Source organism: Rhodopirellula sp. JB055 (assembly GCF_043100905.1).
Lineage (GTDB): Bacteria > Planctomycetota > Planctomycetia > Pirellulales > Pirellulaceae > Rhodopirellula.
Genome location: NZ_JBICHO010000030.1, coordinates 1 through 15,950 on the forward strand (window position 1 = coordinate 1; position 15,950 = coordinate 15,950).

Sequence of the window (15,950 nt, forward strand, 5' to 3'; positions counted from 1 at the left end):
CGCGGAATCCTGCGATCGGCATTTCCACCGAGTAAAGCGATTTTCTCGCTGTGGCGTACATGGTTTTGAATTCCGGCCCGCCAAAGGTCACGTTGGCGGGGATCTCGGGAAACGCGATGATGCCGCGTGCTTCACCCTCGGGCGAGAAAACTTGGACGCCCAAATGAGTGGTGATGTAAAGGTTGCCCTCTACGTCGATCGCCATGCCGTCACCACCTCGCGAGGTTTCTGCTTCAGGCTGCTTGAGTTTGCAAAGCACTCGCGGGGGGCCGATTTTGCCGGGCCCCAATACGTCGTAGGCCAACATCTCGGCTTGCATCGATGGGATCACGTAAAGTGTTTTGCCATCCGGCGACAATCCAATCCCATTGGGTGCCTCGATGTCACCAGTCAAACGAGTGACCTGTGGATCGGTCTCAAAATTCGCCAGGTAGTAAACGCAGCGTTCGGTTTGTGGCAAAGGTTCAGGAGCGCGGTACTGCGGGTCGCTGAAGTACAGCCCGCCGTGGTTGTCGACGACCAAATCGTTGCAGGCGTTGAAGCGTTTGCCGTCGAAGGAATCTGCCAGCACGATGCGTTTGGGGGAATCGTTCGAGAGGTCGTGCATCACAACCGCCCCGTCCATCTCGCACGCCAACAGCTTTGTGTTGGACAACGGCCACAATCCGTTGGAGTGGTTGGATTGATCGGTCAGCAGTGACAATTCGCCGGATTTGGACAGACGATGAATGGCGTTGTTGGGGATGTCAGTGAAGTACAGCGTGCCGTCGTCCGTCGCGGCGGGGCCTTCGGTGAATTGAAATCCCGTTTGGACTTGTTGGACCGGGCCGGTGGGCTGGATCGATTGGGCAGCGGCGGTGGAAAGAATGCCGACGATCAAAGCAAACAGCAGAGCAAATCGCGAATTCATGAGGCTCATTCGAGGTGGGGCGAGATGGGGTGGGGAACGCCGCCATTGTAGATCAAGCCCAGCGGTAACGGCGGCGGAGTCAGGTGGCCTGGGTTTTCGGGGCCACGCGAGCCCTTGAACAGAAAGCAACTGTTGCTCGGTGGTCCCACACCGAGACGAGCACTGAATCCGCCCAAACGTTCTGTCGTCTGGTGATCCTCCACCGAAGGTCTCGCGATGGAGTGGGTGGTGGTTCACGGTGGAGACCACCGTGCTACGGTTTTTTTATGCTTCCGGCTGTTTTGCGAGTGGGGATTCGCTTCGTTGGCAGGTGCGACGCATGTGTTCGGCAGCAGCTTCGATGTGGTGACGCTGATGGACGGATTGCCGGCCGGTTTCGCCCAAAGTCGCTCTTCGGTCGGGATCGTTTTTCAAGCGGATCAATTCGTGGATCAATGCGTCCGTGTTTTCAGGATGGAACAAAATGCCACCGCCGGTCGATTGGACCACTTCGGTGAAGGCACCATGGTCGGGCTGGACCACGGGCACACCACAGGCCATCGCTTCCAGTAGGAACAGTCCCTTGGGATCTTCGTACGGAGCCGGAACGCTGAGCACATCCATTTGCCGCAACAGCTTGATTTTTGTGGATTGATCGGGGCTGTCGTGCACCACAAATCGATCCGACAACCCGGCGCTGACAACACGGGATTGCAGTTCATCGAGGTACGCGCGGTTGTGTTCCCCCAGCCATCCGGCTGCGTGCAGGGTGACGTTGGCGTGTTCCGGAAGGTTGCCGATTCGAAGGAAAGCGTCGACCAAATGATGCAAGCCTTTCTCCGGTGCAAGGCGTGCCAAATAACCGATGCGGAATTCGTTGTCTGATTTCTCGGAAGGCTCAGCAAGAGCTTCGCTGGCCAATGAACGGTCGCTGGGGGAAAGCCCAAGCGGTGCGACGTCAAACGGTGCAAGGTCAATGGACAGCGGGTGCACGTCAAAGCGTCCTGGGGAGATGCCCAGGAGCGCCCCCATTTTGTCGCGATAGAAATCGCTGTGGGAAACAAACACGTCGACTTGTTCGGCCAATTCCGAGCACAACACGATGGCTTGTGCACGTGCGTCGTTGGGCAAGTGATCCAAGAAGATGTCGTCACCTTGCAGGGTCACAACCAGTCGCGTGTTGGGCAACCGCCGGCGGATCGTTGGGATCGCACCGCCGATCAACAGGTTGCTGAAGATGATCGCGTCGGGCTGGATGTCGGTTTCCAACCAATCCACCAACCGGTCGACCTCTTCGGATTGCCGTCCATGTTCGCCTCGAAGCATCGACAGCGTGAGTTCACCTAACTTGGCCGGGTCAGTTTTGACAGCCTTGCGAGTCAACCGCCGAATCAATCCAGGGTGATCCATCCAGGACCGTGTCCACCGAGGCAACCAACGCAGCCACGGCATTTGCTGCAACAGATAGACATGGATGCCACCGAAGAAAACTTGATCGGACGCGATGGTGGCTTCGTCGGTTCGGATCGGCGTGTAGACCGGTTGCAGAAGAACGTCGTCCCCGCCGGCACGCAACGCTTTCGCGATCGCGTTGTCGTGCATGCAACTGCCGCAGTACATGCCAGCGGCACCGGCGGTAAGGAAGACGATTTTCAATCGACTGACTCGAAGTCTTCGAAGTCATCCAGGTCGTCGTCCAGTTCCTCGTCCTCATCGTCTCCGGCCGTGTTCAAGCCGAACTCAGCACTGATCTCATCGTCGATTTCGATTTCGTAATCGTCGTCGAGCTCTTCTTCGAAATCGTCATCAAAGTCGTCGTCGAAGTCGTCTTCATCGATGTCGTCGAATTCATCCACATCGTCATCGATGTCGTCCAGATCATCGCCAACGCCTGGTGTGTCGTCATCCGCACCATCGTCTGGGTCATCCGAATCGTCGTCCTCGTCGTCGGTCATCGAGGGACTGATGCTAGGAATTGCGATCGCCGGACTTTGCTCCGGAGCGGGTGCCAAGCCAGGGTTCACCGAGGTGCCAGGCAAAAGGGTGCCGGGCAGGAGAAGCGGATCGACTGCATCAATTCCCAAGTTCACGGGAGCAACAGGATCAGCAACGGGAGCGGGCAGGGTGGCAGGCATGAACAAATTGTGAATGCGGGTGTGAAGGATGGAAGGTTGAGAAACTGGGGGATTCTCGCAGTCCGCAACGGTTTGGTGAACCGTGGGGGTTTCAAGGATTCCATCGAGGATCGGGTCGACGTGGGGTCGATCATTTTGCTAACTGGCACAGCATTCACAAGCCGACAAGCCGGAATTGTTTTCGGAAATTCGCTGACAGAACCCGTTCTGAATCAGGTTTTCCGGCCAATGACGTTCTTTCGGCCCACTCAATCCCGGGTGAACAACCGCGATGAATCGCATTTTTCATGACGAATCAGCAGAAAACTCCTCGGATCCCAACGAGCAAAATACTGCAGGTGATCTTCTTTCCCGGCGGAAAATTTTAGCGGCAGCCATGCTACGGATGACCGCGGGAGTCGCCATTGTGGGGGCGGGAACATCCGGATGTGCCTCGCGGCGCTACGGCCATTTGCTCGCCAGCGACGACAAAGACTTGGTCGGCAGTCACGAAGCGGGCGCCGCGACTTGGAATCCGTTGGTGGACGAAGCGGTCGCGAAAATCTTGAGCCGTTGCCCGCCACCGAATGAATCAGTGGTCTTCCCTGGACAATTTGCTGCCAATGGAACGCCGGCCCAGATGGCCAGCCATTCGGTGGGAGCCGCCGAAACCATGGTCGATCCCAACACCGGCGAGCCCGTCATCGGATCGCAGGTCGCGGTTCCGAGTGCCGGCCCGTTGGTGCAAGGCCCGGCGAAAGTTTGTTTCATCGGGATCGAAAACAAAAGCGCCGAGGAATTGGTCGACTTCAAAGACCAACTTTACGAACGAATTGATTCGCAAATCAATTCCGGAAGCTCTTTCCGAAGCATCAGCCGCCGGATGGTCGATGCGGCACTGGTGGAAACTCGCTTGCGACCTGATTCGTTGTTCCTGCCACAAAACCGCGACGTCTTTGCGGCGGCGTTGGGACGGCAGGGAACCCCTGTCGATTACTTGCTGTACGCGACGATCACGTCTGGAACGACGGATCGCAACAAGTCGACCCAGCGGGATTACTTGTTGACGTTGGAAATGGTCAACCTGCAGTCGGGTGACTACATCAAAGAGTCATCGAAGATCCGCAAGGGCTATCACAACACGCGAGCGGGCAAGTGGTGGACGTTTGGCCTTTTCGATCAAGCCGACGGATGATTTTGCCGAACGGCTTTCGAGTGTTGTTGTTGGTCGCTGCGTTGCTGCCCACCACGCTGGCGGGCTGCGCAGCAAAGCTGGCACAGATCGACACCGCTCGCAATGCGTTCGCCGCCGGCGATCCAGACACCGCTCGCAAAGTGTTGTCGAAAGTCGCTCAGGGGCGTGGGCGATTTGCCACGCCAGCAAAGTTGGATTTAGCGATGGTCGATTTGTCCGTCGGCAATGCAACTTCGGCCGAGCAAACGCTGCGTGAACTGCGAGACGAGTTTGATTCGTCGCTGAAGGTCGCTCCGCTGCACGAAGCGGCATCAATGGTGACCGACGACACCGCGAGAAAGTTTCGACCAGCCGGTTACGAGCAGGTCATGATCCGCACGATGTTGGCGATGTGTTCCCTGGTTCGCGACGGTGACGACGCGGAAAGCTACATCAATCAAGCCGCGATGTTGCAAACGAAATTGCAACAGGAGCACGACGAGCGACGCAGCAGCGTGTTCGGTGAAGCCATCGCGGACACCCTGACGGCGAATCCGCACCAAGAGTTGGCGCTGGCGCCGTATCTGCGTGGTGTTTTGCGAGAAGAGAACTTGCACGATCTTGATGACGCGCGTCGCAACTATCAATTGGTCAGCGCGATTCGTCCGAACTTCTTGCCGGCAGCGGATGATTTGAAACGCGCAACCGAAGGCATGCACAGCCAACCCGGTCATGGCGCGCTGTATGTGTTTGCATTGGTCGGTCGTGGCCCGGTATTGGAAGCCGTGGAGGCTCCCACAACCACTGCTGCAATGACAGTCGCCAACGCATTGATGCTGAATCAACAAAACAAAGAAGACGATGTCGCCACGCTGCCCAAGATCACATCCGTCAAAGTCCCCAGTGTCGTGATCCCGCCCAGCGACGTCGCGGCAGTGACGGTGGCCAGTTACATCCCGACGGGGCCGGACACGTTGCCTCTGTATGAACTGCACGGAGCGACTCAGCCGCTGACGGATGTGGCAGGGATGGTGAAGCAACAGGTCGACGCCGAGATGCCATGGACAATCGCTCGCGGGATCATTCGCCAGGGCGGCAAGGAACTTGCCGTCGCGTCGGCTCGCAAAAATCTTGGTTTGACCGGGCCTGCAGGAACGATGTTCCAGTTCGCAACCTCGACCGCTTGGACGGCAACGGAAACCGCCGACACCCGGTGCTGGGGTTTGCTGCCGCGAGAAATCCAAGTCTTGCGGGCCGAGCTACCAGCCGGAGATCACACCGTGGAATTCGCTCCGGTTCGCTACGACGGTCAACCGATTGCCTCGCCCAGCCAAGTGCCGCTGCGAATTCACAACGCGAAGAACACTTACGTGTTGGTCGTCGCGCCGACCCAGCAGATTTACGTCGTGACCGCGAATCCGTGAGCGGACGGTCGGCGACTCTTTCGCGATCATCGAGGCCCGCGGTTTTAGGTTTTGAAGTTGGGCTCTTGCGTGAGGCATTGTTTTTTTCATAACCCGACGCGTCAGCGAGGCGAAGTCAACCTCGTTTTTCCCTCGCTGACGCTTCGGACTTTGAGAAAAACGCAACTTCAAAACGCGTGGGCGAGGACCCCACAGGCCCGCCGCAATGGCATGTGATCCCTCGCTAACTCATCGGGTCAAGATTCAACCAACAAGCGTTTACGAAACAAGGAATCATTCATGAGTACTGCAACAAGCAAAACAGTTCAATCCAAACAAATTGAGTTGATCTCGCGTCCGGAAGGGACGCCGCAACCATCGAACTTTGAATTGCGAACCGCCGAGGTGGGTCCCATCCAGGACGGCGAAATCCTGGTCAAGAACCAGTGGATGTCGGTGGATCCGTACATGCGAGGTCGCATGAAGGACAGCGACAGCTACGTTCCGCCGTTCCAAATCGACCAACCGCTCGAAGGTGGTTGCATCGGCGAAGTGATTCAGTCCCAGAACGCTGCCTACCAAGAAGGCGACCTGGTACTCGGCAACCTTGGCTGGCGCGAATACTGGACGTCCAATGGCGACGGAATTACAAAAATCGATCCGAATCTCGCGCCGCCCCAAGCCTTCTTGGGTGCCCTCGGAATGACGGGCATGACAGCATGGGTCGGCCTGCACAAAATTGCGAAGCTGCAAGAAGGCAGCACCGTCTTTGTCTCGGCCGCCTCAGGCGCAGTCGGGTCGATCGTTTGCCAACTGGCCAAAGCGATGAACTGTCGCGTGATCGGCAGCGCCGGCAAGCAGGAGAAAATTCAGTGGCTGAAAGACAAAACCGGCATCGACGCGGTGATCAATTACAAAGAGGTCGACAACCTCAGCCAAGAACTTGCCACGCATGCTCCAGACGGCATCGACGTGTACTTCGACAACGTCGGCAGCGACCATCTCGAAGCAGCGATTGACAACATGAACGACTTTGGTTGCTGTGTTGAATGCGGCATGATTGCGACCTACAACGCAACCGAGGCTCCCGCCGCCCCACGAAACATGTTCAAGGTGATTGCCAAACGTCTGCGTATCCAAGGGTTCATCGTTCGTGACCACATGGACGCAAAAGACGATTTTGTTCACGACATGGCGAACCTGATCCAGCAAGACAAAGTCGTTTGGGAAGAAACCGTGACCGAAGGAATCGAGAACGCACCTGCGGCCTTCATGGGATTGTTCAATGGTCACAACCTCGGCAAGCAACTGGTTCGGCTGAACTGACTCGGCGGAGCGGATCCGGTTTGCGAAGCTGGTTGGTAGGAATCGTTTTCTGCCGACCTGCTTCGCCACACAGCAGCTGAGCGGATTCACCCTTTCAGTAGAACGTGTCCGATCAGACCAAGCAGAAACCCCAGCACGGCACCAATTGCAGGGGCCCGCTGATTCTCGACTCGAGCCTGCGGTGCGAGATCTTGGAACGTCAAGTACAAAATACCGCTGGCCGCGAACAGCATGAGGAAATCAACCGCGAGTGGATAACTGGAGAGGTACTGATACCCGATCCAACCCGACAGCGGTCCGAGTGGCACGCATGCTGCCAAACAGGCCACCAGGCTCCATCCACCGAGCCTCGACGAAGCCGACAATTCGCGAAATGCATTGAAACCCTCTGGCAAATTCTGGAGTCCGATCAGGACCGCCAACAACAGACCGGCATCGCCACCCGTCGCGAAGGCGGCTCCCAATGCGACTGCCTCGGGAACAAAGTCGGAAAGCATCGCGACCAACTGCGCCATCGAACTCTTGGAACGATCCAGCAGTGTCTCGAGTCCCCAAAAGGCCAGTCCGCCCAGCACGAACGCAACAACAATCCAGACAAGCGAAAGATCCTCGATTCCATCGGGCACCAAAACGAGAGCGACGGCGGACACCAAAACACCGCCGCCAAACGCGATCACGCTGTGGCGAAACTCTGTTTCCAACCAAGCCGGCGATATTTTCTCGATCATCGCAAAAAGACCGCCGATAGGGATCGCCAATCCGGCCATCGTCGTCAGCAACAAAACTTGCGTCAGTTCATTCAACGTCGAGCTTCCTGTTTTGACATGCCACCCACCAAACCAAAGCCATCAACACGCCTTGCAGAGGCAATCTCGCCAGCAAGCCCACGTGTGAAAATGCATCATAACGTTCCGGGTGCATCGCCATATGAATGTTGGCGGGAAAGACAGCAACAAGCAACGCAATCAGCCCCCAACCGGCGAGCGTTCGCAGACGCGGAACCAGTAGCCCAAGACCACCAATCACCTCAAAAACCCCAGAAACATACACGAGCATGCTCGGCCGAGGCCATCCATCGGGGATCATTCGCAAATAGAAATCAGGCGAGATGAAATGGTTGGTTCCCGCCGCAACAAACAGCACCGCGAGCAACCATAAAAGCCCAATGCGGAGAACATGAATCCACCGACGAAGTCGAGATCGTTTCACGGGAAGAGACTCACTTCGGCGGTTGAAATCGGAGACAGATTACTCACAGGCAAGTCAATTGTATTCCTTCGAACACTCCCGCAACGATTGCCATGCCCTTTGTAGATCTTGAACGCCAAACAAGGCAGTGAGCCGGCACGAGTCTTTTGCCATCAGCCCTTCTCTACGTGAAGAATCATCCCCAGGTCCGAGCCTTGAAATGTTCCCAACGCGTTGGCTCACGGTGCTGTCGAAACCACAGCGCTGTGACGGTCACGCCGACGAGCGCCCCAGCAACAAAACTGGCCAAAACCGATTGAGTTGGCCGCTCTGCGATGCATTCGTCCGCTCGCATCACCGCGAATCGCGCCGACTCACTTGCCTTGTGAAGCTGGTCTTCGGCGGTGTGACTGATACGTTCGGCCATCGACTCTTGCGGAGCGAACTCGTGGACGACTGATTCGACTTCCTCTCGAGAGACGTCAACGCGTCCCTGTACGAATTCGACCAACCAAGCCACTTCATTGGGGCACTTGGAAAGTTCATCTTGATCGATTTGTGGCCAGCGATTGCGAATCGCTGATCGAACACGATCCCAGTCCGCTTCGTGTGCCACATTCGTTTCCGTCGACATTTGAGTTTCCTTTGTAAGACTGAAATATGCATCGGCGACCACTCCGCTTCAGACAAATCAAGCGTCTGTTGCGGAGCTGATATTGGCGGGTTTGGAGGCCATGTCGTCCGATGGCGATTTGGATTCCCAACGGGCGAGCGACTGCAACTTCGTGCCGAGCTTGCTGGTCAACGAGGTCAACGCCCCGCCACGATGCATAGCACATTCACCACACTTCTCTTTGACGCGGCGTTCAACCTCTTCCATGACCGTCCGAACGGACTTCCATGAATGACCACTCATGACAAGCGTCTTCAGCAGTGCATCCTGCCGTTCAACCAGCAGTTCACCATCGCTCTGCAGCGATTCACAAACCAGCGTTGCCAGTTCATCCAACGCTCGTTCCATTTGCGGATTCAATTCCTGATCCATTGCTCTAATCCTGATAGATGAAGTGACGGAGTTACTTGACCGTCCTGACCAATCAGACGGTCGGTCCGCGACGTCCCATGACCAAGCCGATCACAAACAACACCAGGAAGACAACAAAGAGGATTTTCGCGACACTTGCAGCGGTCCCTGCGAGTCCACCGAACCCCAAAGCAGCAGCGATCAAAGCGATTACCAAAAACGTCAAAGCCCAACCCAACATAGTATTCTCCTAAAGTTTCATTCGATTCTTCGCAAACACGAACACCGTGTCCTCAGCGATCGGGACTTGGGTAACGCGATTCCCGTGCCGAAATCGTCGGGAGAAATGGACAATTGTTTGAAGGGGCGAAAAGAGGCCGTCTTTTGTATCCATCCATTGCGTTGACGGATTGTTTTGCTAGAGAAGCAAGCAGCTCGCCTCAAAATCGACCAACGACTCCAGAGGACGCGAAAGGCTTTTCTTCGATCCAGCCCAATGGATCATCTCGATCCATTGCCAAGTTCCGGCAGAATGAATCGTTCGCCAGCGTGTTCGGCCACAAATCGCTGCAAACTTTTCGCTTGCTCGTCCACCGCATCGACCGCAGATTGCTGCACTTCACGATCCGCACGTCCGGTGAAGGCCTTGGGAACGGTTACCCGGACCTCTAATCCCACTGAGACGCTGACTTCAGTCTGGGAGCCTTTTCTGCGAGCATCCAGCGTGGTGCGATACGATTCCAAGTTCGCTGCGGCGGCAATCGATTCCGTGACCACATGGACAGACTCCGGTTGAACATTGGCCCGTTGTCGCAACGTCAATTCATCGGCTTCGATGTGCGGGTCGTTCAAACTCACCCGTAGCTTTTTGACCGCTTGGACTTCCGTTTTCGAACGACCTCGAATCGCATTGAGGAGCGGCCGATCATCCTGGCTTGTGTCGACCTGCAGATCCTCCACGCTTTCGTCAATCAACCTCATCCCCGATTGGCTCACGATCGCAGCGGTCGCGTTTTTGCGCACCATGATCTGGCGAAACTTGTCAAATTCACATTCCACCAAAACCGTTTGCTGGGCCGAACCACTGGCCAGGTGCTCCACCGAACTTAGCGAAAGAATCGCCAGCGTCATCCCCACGACTAGCAACAAGGAAACGATTGCTGTCGCGAGAATGCGGGCAGGGGATCCAAACAGATGATTCATCCAACTTCTCCATCAAATAAAAAAATGCTTGGCAGCTCAACGGCCACCAAGCATTCACAGGGTTCAGTTCACCGGGTTGGCGAGCGATCATTCCACTTCGATTTCTTCGAGGCGGTCGGCTTTGTTCTCGCCGGCTTCTTCCAAAGCGTCTGCCTTCTGTTCGCCAACGTTTTCGCGTCGATCTGCCTTGGTTTCGCCTCGTTGTTCAATCATATCAGCTCGTTCTTCGGCTGCTTCTTCCACGGCATCTGGAGCGTTGTCGGCTTGATCTCGAACGTTTTCAGCTTGCTGCTGTGCCTGTTCCCGAATGTTTTCGGCTGTCGACTGAGATGAATCGCGAATGTCTTCCGCTTGTTGCTGAGTGGCGTCGCGGACAGCATCAGCCTCTCGATCCAGGGCTGATTCGTCGCATCCAACGGCAGCCATCATGCAAATGGCCATCAAAAATGTGGTGATCGATTTCATAGCTTTGTTCCTCATAGAAAAAGGGTTTGTTGCCCAGGGGGAGGGCGGCATCAGAGTTTCCCCGCATCTCGCGGGCGTTCCGGCCTAGACACAGGCAACTCGCATACCAACAAACACCAATTCAATCAGCGCAACAAAAAAGACGGGAGCTGAACCCCCGCCTTGTACGGCGACCACAATCCCAACTGGAGAACCGGCGGGCCCAACTGGAGAGCCGGCGGGCCCAACCGGAGGGCCGGTGGGCAATCACTATCGAACGGTGGCGTTGGAGCGAGCTTTGCTTGCAGCGGATGCTCCAGCCTGCCCAACACCGTTCGCGGTGGCTTGTCCTTGAGCCGAACCGCTGACGTTCAAGGTTGCTGCCGAGCCGATTCGGTTCGCAGCGTTGGCCTGGGCCGATTGAATGTTGGATTGCGCCGACGCCATCGCTTCCTTTTGGGCCGATGCAAACGCGTTCAACCGAGCTTCCATCGCATCCGCTTTCGCCATGAGTTCCGCGTTGGCCGATGCCAAGGCCTGATCTCGCATTTCAGCGATCTCGGCTTGGCGTTGACGTGCCGCCACTGCAATCATCGATGAGAAATCGACATTGGACGACAAGACACCGGCAACGCCGAAGTCACCAGTCGCTTGCCCTGACCCACGAACCGCTTGACGACCGGAAACTCCGCCTTGCCCTTGAGCGACCTGGTTGAACACACCGCCGATGCTTGATCCTGCCAATCCCGATGCATCAGGACCTTCTGGTGAACCAGATTCCGGCGCCGCAGGGCTTTCCGACGTTGGGCTGGTCGTGCCAGTCGGACTGGGCTGAGCGAAGCTCGATGCTGAAACGCTATTGATCTGCGCCGTTGCATTTTGACCAACTGCAGCGGCAGTGTTCAAAACCGCTGCAGAGCGAAGCGGGTTGAACTGACCAAAAACAGAATCATAAGCCTGGACCTCAGCGACACTGATGCGAAGCGGGCTGGCTGAAACTCGCGTCGAAGAAGCCATTCCGGATGAAGTTTGCAACTGCGATCCGGCAACATTGGCATTCACGTTGGCTTCGATCTGAACGTCAGCATTCGCGCCGACATTGGTTCGTGATGCGCGATCCACCGTCGCGTTTGCTCGAGCCTGAGCACGGGCAGCCAAACCAGCGGCGGTTTGGGCGGCGGCTTCGATTTGGTTCCCAACGCGAGCCTGAATGCCATTGGCAACGTTCGCTTGAATGCGTTGTTGAACTTGGCTCTGAACGTTCGCTTGCACTTGGCTTTGCACGCGAGCCTGGACGCGTTGCTGAACCTGCGTTTGCACGTTCTGCTGAACCTGCCCGCGAACTCGCGATAGAGCTCCATCCAACCCCTGAGCTTGGACAGCCCCACCAGTGCACAACATGCAAGCGATCGCAAGGGCGTTCTTTGAGTGACGTTTCATCCGTAAGTTCAACTCCATCTGAATTTCCAAACGCCCCGAGCCATCTCCCCCTTCTCACACATGCGTTGTGAATCGGGGTGGCGACCAAAAAGCGCTGATTGTTAACAACTGAGAGCGAACGGACGTCCACGCTCAGACCGATCGCAACGTAGGCAATCCACGAAGCCAATTTCCAGGGCGATCCATACGCTCACTATGAAGCCCTCGATTTGATAACGCTGTCAAACACTCCTCGCTCGGCGACGAAATGATTCACCGAAAACGCCGAATTCGACGCTTCGCTTGGAGCTGCTGGTTGGTGCTGGTCACGTTCCAATGCATCACCTCGGCAGACGACTTGGCGTCCGTCCCGCCAAACTCCGCCAATCAGAACTCGACCGCCGCATCGGGCCCCAGCCCCGCGCAACTGAAAATGCTGGCCATGCTTCAACAGAAGGTCACCGAGAACCCAAAGCACTCGGATTCATGGCGAACGCTCGGGCGATTGCAGAAAGCTCTCGGCGACATGGATTCCTCCATCGAGTCCACTCGCAGAGCATTGGAACTCGATCCATTCAACGCCGCCGCTCACTTTGACTTCGGTCAATTGCTGAACGACATATCACGACCCGACGCCGCCCAGACTCATTTCCAAGAAGTGCTGCAGATCGCTCCTGCGAGCAATTACGCCGACCAGGTGCGTGCGATGGGCATCGACTCACCCGCCCCAGCCCTGGCACAACTCGCCGCACCATCCGCCGACATTGATTTGGCGAACCGATCAACCGCGATGGACCGGATGACGTCCGATCCCGCCAATCTGATTCGCGCGAACGAGCTTCCCGCACCGCCAAACTTTAACGGCACGTCAGCGCAAACGGTTGGCTACGAAATCCAAACCTTCGACGGGTCGGACGATCTCGAAAACCGTTTGCGACAACTCGAAAGCGAAGCGGAATCCCCAACCAGTCCGTTTCGAGTCTTTTTGGAAACCGGATTGCTGTACAACACCAACGTCACGTTGACACCAATCAGTCGCGACCTCGCACAAGACGAACAGGCCAGCTTTCAGTGGTTCGCCAGCCCCGATTTGGATTGGAAACTCATCCGCCGTGAAAACACGCGTGCGGGCCTGATGTTTCGCGGCTACTTCACCGCCAACGAAAGTCAGTTTCAAGAATTCAATTTGGCCAGTTTCCAACCCGGTGCGTTTGCCGAACGCGACTTTCTGTTCGGCGGAAACGAAGTGATCGGGCGAATGGAATATGTGTTCTCCAACGACTTCTTCGACGGAAATCAAGTCGGTGACCGCCACGCAGGAACGGCATCGTTCACCGTGATCCGACCGGACTTGAATGCATGGTATGGCTACACCACGATTGCCCAATCCAATTTCAAAGACGACGGTGTGATACCCGAGCAAACCTCACTCGATGGAACGACACTGACGTTCGGTGCCAGTCACTTCAAACGCACTTCCTGGGAGGCCTTGCCCATGGTCGCGTTGGGAACCGATTTGGAATACGCCAACACGAAGGGCGATGACTATCGGTATCTGTCCATCAATCTGCACGGTTCAACGGACTGGCAAATCAACGACCGTTGGAAATTCACGCCGACCTGGGGCGTCGGCTATCGCAACTACCCCGACTTCACCGATCCGATTGGACGCGATGAGATTTTTTGGCGCGTGCATGGAAAGCTGAGCTATCAACTCACCGAACAGCTTTCCATCTCTGCTGTGGCCGGTCACGACCGATTCGCGTCTGACAACGAGAACTTCGATACAGAGCGAACAGAGGTCGGCGCGCTGATTGGCTTCAAACGCTAGTGGTTTAGTCAAAGTTAAAAGTCAGGTTTGATCGTAGATGGACGAGGCGACGAGTCCTACACGTTCAACCTTCATCGCTTGGCGGGATCATCCAGCACGAATGGTGTGGCAACATGCCAACGTGCGGGTAGTACGTTTCGGCGGCCGGTGCCGACAGCAGTATCAGCCGGGTTTGATGCCCCGCCATCTCATGCGTCAATCGAATCAATTCGCGACCGATTCCTTGCCCTTGGAAATCGACATCCACAGCAAGGTCCGACAGGTAAGTGCAGTAAGCATGGTCGGTGATGGCTCTTGAAACGCCGATCAGCTTGCCAGGTTTTTCGCGATTCCCCGTGCCTGAATCGCCTGCCAAGTGGGCAGTGACAAGCACATCCGCATGAGCCAGCATTTCGCGAATCCGGGGCTGGTCATCGACTGGTCGGCGTTCTGCCAAAGTGGATCGCTTCAGCACGTCAACAAACTGTTCCGACGTCAACGGAAAGTCGGTGCTGAATCGAATGGTCATGCGACGAAACCAAAAATCGGCCTGGCTAGGTAAAGAAACACCTGAGACCAGAGGTTCGCTCGGACGTCCAGGTTCGCTCTCATGTCGTCACAACCACTCAGTGAGGCAACCACGTCACACAGGTTGGTCTCGATCACCAAAGCGAGCCGGTGGACTGGTGGCTTCGATCGCAACGATGGATTCGACGACACGATACCGGTGAACGGCTCCTGCGGGGACCAGCCAGGAATCACCGACACCGAGTTTCGCGGTGCCTCCGTCGAACTCCAATTCCATGGCGCCCTTCAGCAAGTAGCCGACGGCTTCGTAGTCTCGCGTGGCTGGGTTGCTGAAGCCGCCCGGACTTTCCTCCCAGCGTCGAAGTGCGACGTGCTTTCCGGTCGCAAGGTAGATCTGTCCCATCGCGCCTTGTTCGGCATCCGCCCCAGGCGTGATTTGTGGAATGTCCATTGGTCAACCAATTGCGTTTAATAGAAACGAAGTGCCTTCACGACACGGCGAAAGGTCGCGGTCAGCCCTCGCCGACGCGACCCATTCGAATTGATGAACGCGAACGGCAAACTCTCGCATTCGCGTTTGATCCGCCGAGTTCGTCTCAGCAGTTGCAGGAACTCTCAAACTGCTGGACTTGCTTTTCAGCTTCGTCTTTGGCGAGTCCGTAGCGTTCTTGAACGACGCCCACGAGTTCTTCGCGTTTTCCGTCGACACGATCCAGATCGTCATCCGTCAGGTCTCCCCATTGCTGCTGAGCCTGACCTTTGACCTGTTTCCATTTGCCTTCGATTTGATCCCAATTCATTTTGATTCTCCTAGTGGATGTATCTCCCAATGCGCACAAACGCGTGCCAGTTGGGATTCGGTTGGTTTCTATTCGTCGACTTCCACACTCAAGCTGCCGTCGTCGAGGTCGCGGTTCACCTCCATGCCACCGTCGGGGGTTTCAACATCCAGGACCGTTTCCTTGTTGTCACATCCTGACACGATGAACCCAGCCACCATGGCTGCGGTGAGCAATAGAAAATGAACGACATCACGTGATTGTCTCATGGTTGTTCCTCTCGGCTTGCGAAGTGATGGACGATCGAGGCAACCTGTCAGCCAAGGGCACAACGGCGTCTCGAGAACAACCATGCCGACGCGAATGCGATGCCAAAACCGCTGGAACGAACCACGGACTTCCGTTTGAGCGAATCCAACCAGTTGCCGCTGCTCTTACGGTGTGTTCTTTTCACGCAAGATCTCAGTCACTGCACTGAAAAGTGAGAGATCGGAAGACGAAGGTGAAGTTTGCCTCGCAGCGGGTCGACTGATCGCAAATTGAACAATCCTAAAAACCCAGCGATCAAAGTCGCGTGCACGACTCCTATCAGTTGTCATTCGCGTCCCAAACGGTAGCGATCGCGAGTCAGACACGAGATTTACGATGC

At 56.1% G+C, this 15,950-nt stretch carries 19 protein-coding genes; 4 read left to right on the forward strand and 15 right to left on the reverse strand.

Annotation, left to right across the window (positions count from 1 at the left end; translation table 11 throughout):
* The 3 genes from ACF8AM_RS00885 to ACF8AM_RS00895 form a co-directional block, all read right to left on the reverse strand.
* Window positions 1–910 (reverse strand): SMP-30/gluconolactonase/LRE family protein (locus ACF8AM_RS00885; protein ID WP_392553814.1); only part of this gene is annotated, 910 nt, incomplete at its 3' end.
* A gap of 264 nt (window positions 911–1,174) precedes the next feature.
* On the reverse strand, window positions 1,175–2,545 hold the full coding sequence (locus ACF8AM_RS00890) for a glycosyltransferase family 4 protein (protein WP_392553815.1): 1,371 nt from the start codon (window positions 2,543–2,545) through the stop codon (window positions 1,175–1,177).
* The gene (locus tag ACF8AM_RS00895; RefSeq protein WP_392553816.1) at window positions 2,542–3,024 is read right to left on the reverse strand and encodes a hypothetical protein; all 483 of its coding nucleotides are present in this window, start codon (window positions 3,022–3,024) and stop codon (window positions 2,542–2,544) included. Before ACF8AM_RS00895 ends, ACF8AM_RS00890 begins: the two co-directional genes overlap by 4 nt.
* Before the next feature lie 271 nt (window positions 3,025–3,295).
* On the opposite strand from ACF8AM_RS00895, the gene ACF8AM_RS00900 reads away from it, so the two are divergent.
* The 3 genes from ACF8AM_RS00900 (at window position 3,296) to ACF8AM_RS00910 (ending at window position 6,906) form a co-directional block, all read left to right on the forward strand.
* Window positions 3,296–4,198: a penicillin-binding protein activator LpoB gene (locus tag ACF8AM_RS00900; RefSeq protein WP_392553817.1), complete on the forward strand. Its 903-nt coding sequence runs from the start codon at window positions 3,296–3,298 to the stop codon at window positions 4,196–4,198.
* Window positions 4,195–5,601 carry a COG3014 family protein gene (locus tag ACF8AM_RS00905; RefSeq protein WP_392553818.1) on the forward strand — a complete coding sequence of 469 codons (1,407 nt, stop codon included), beginning with the start codon at window positions 4,195–4,197 and terminating at the stop codon, window positions 5,599–5,601. Before ACF8AM_RS00900 ends, ACF8AM_RS00905 begins: the two co-directional genes overlap by 4 nt.
* 279 nt (window positions 5,602–5,880) lie before the next feature.
* Window positions 5,881–6,906, forward strand: coding sequence for an NADP-dependent oxidoreductase (locus ACF8AM_RS00910; RefSeq protein WP_392553819.1), 1,026 nt, complete (start codon window positions 5,881–5,883; stop codon window positions 6,904–6,906).
* An 86-nt stretch (window positions 6,907–6,992) separates the two neighbouring features.
* Here the strand turns inward: ACF8AM_RS00910 and ACF8AM_RS00915 are convergent, their stop codons facing one another.
* From ACF8AM_RS00915 to ACF8AM_RS00950, 8 genes are all read right to left on the reverse strand, one after another.
* Window positions 6,993–7,709, reverse strand: a complete 717-nt coding sequence (locus tag ACF8AM_RS00915) for a ZIP family metal transporter (protein WP_392553820.1) — start codon at window positions 7,707–7,709, stop codon at window positions 6,993–6,995.
* Window positions 7,702–8,115 (reverse strand): DoxX family protein, encoded by a 414-nt coding sequence (locus tag ACF8AM_RS00920; RefSeq protein ID WP_392553821.1) that lies wholly within the window; start codon window positions 8,113–8,115, stop codon window positions 7,702–7,704. The genes ACF8AM_RS00915 and ACF8AM_RS00920 overlap by 8 nt, the downstream gene beginning before the upstream one ends.
* Window positions 8,116–8,290: 175 nt before the next feature.
* The gene (locus ACF8AM_RS00925) at window positions 8,291–8,728 is read right to left on the reverse strand and encodes a hypothetical protein (protein ID WP_392553822.1); all 438 of its coding nucleotides are present in this window, start codon (window positions 8,726–8,728) and stop codon (window positions 8,291–8,293) included.
* Between the two features lie 57 nt (window positions 8,729–8,785).
* On the reverse strand, window positions 8,786–9,139 hold the full coding sequence (locus tag ACF8AM_RS00930; protein WP_392553823.1) for a hypothetical protein: 354 nt from the start codon (window positions 9,137–9,139) through the stop codon (window positions 8,786–8,788).
* A gap of 52 nt (window positions 9,140–9,191) precedes the next feature.
* Window positions 9,192–9,359, reverse strand: coding sequence for a DUF1328 domain-containing protein (locus ACF8AM_RS00935; protein ID WP_392553824.1), 168 nt, complete (start codon window positions 9,357–9,359; stop codon window positions 9,192–9,194).
* Between the two features lie 260 nt (window positions 9,360–9,619).
* Window positions 9,620–10,321 (reverse strand): hypothetical protein, encoded by a 702-nt coding sequence (locus ACF8AM_RS00940; protein ID WP_392553825.1) that lies wholly within the window; start codon window positions 10,319–10,321, stop codon window positions 9,620–9,622.
* Between the two features lie 87 nt (window positions 10,322–10,408).
* Window positions 10,409–10,786 (reverse strand): hypothetical protein, encoded by a 378-nt coding sequence (locus ACF8AM_RS00945; RefSeq protein ID WP_392553826.1) that lies wholly within the window; start codon window positions 10,784–10,786, stop codon window positions 10,409–10,411.
* Window positions 10,787–11,035: 249 nt separating this feature from the next.
* Window positions 11,036–12,205, reverse strand: a complete 1,170-nt coding sequence (locus ACF8AM_RS00950; protein WP_392553827.1) for a hypothetical protein — start codon at window positions 12,203–12,205, stop codon at window positions 11,036–11,038.
* Between the two features lie 247 nt (window positions 12,206–12,452).
* On the opposite strand from ACF8AM_RS00950, the gene ACF8AM_RS00955 reads away from it, so the two are divergent.
* Entirely contained in the window at window positions 12,453–14,015 is a 1,563-nt protein-coding gene (locus ACF8AM_RS00955; protein WP_392553828.1) for a hypothetical protein, read from the forward strand.
* Window positions 14,016–14,079: 64 nt separating this feature from the next.
* Here the strand turns inward: ACF8AM_RS00955 and ACF8AM_RS00960 are convergent, their stop codons facing one another.
* From ACF8AM_RS00960 to ACF8AM_RS00975, 4 genes are all read right to left on the reverse strand, one after another.
* Complete coding sequence (locus ACF8AM_RS00960) at window positions 14,080–14,523, reverse strand: GNAT family N-acetyltransferase (RefSeq protein WP_392553829.1); 444 nt, start codon at window positions 14,521–14,523, stop codon at window positions 14,080–14,082.
* Between the two features lie 114 nt (window positions 14,524–14,637).
* Entirely contained in the window at window positions 14,638–14,973 is a 336-nt protein-coding gene (locus ACF8AM_RS00965) for a cupin domain-containing protein (RefSeq protein ID WP_392553830.1), read from the reverse strand.
* A gap of 145 nt (window positions 14,974–15,118) precedes the next feature.
* Window positions 15,119–15,322, reverse strand: a complete 204-nt coding sequence (locus tag ACF8AM_RS00970) for a CsbD family protein (protein WP_392553831.1) — start codon at window positions 15,320–15,322, stop codon at window positions 15,119–15,121.
* A gap of 68 nt (window positions 15,323–15,390) precedes the next feature.
* On the reverse strand, window positions 15,391–15,570 hold the full coding sequence (locus ACF8AM_RS00975) for a hypothetical protein (RefSeq protein ID WP_392553832.1): 180 nt from the start codon (window positions 15,568–15,570) through the stop codon (window positions 15,391–15,393).
* Window positions 15,571–15,950: the final 380 nt, after the last annotated feature.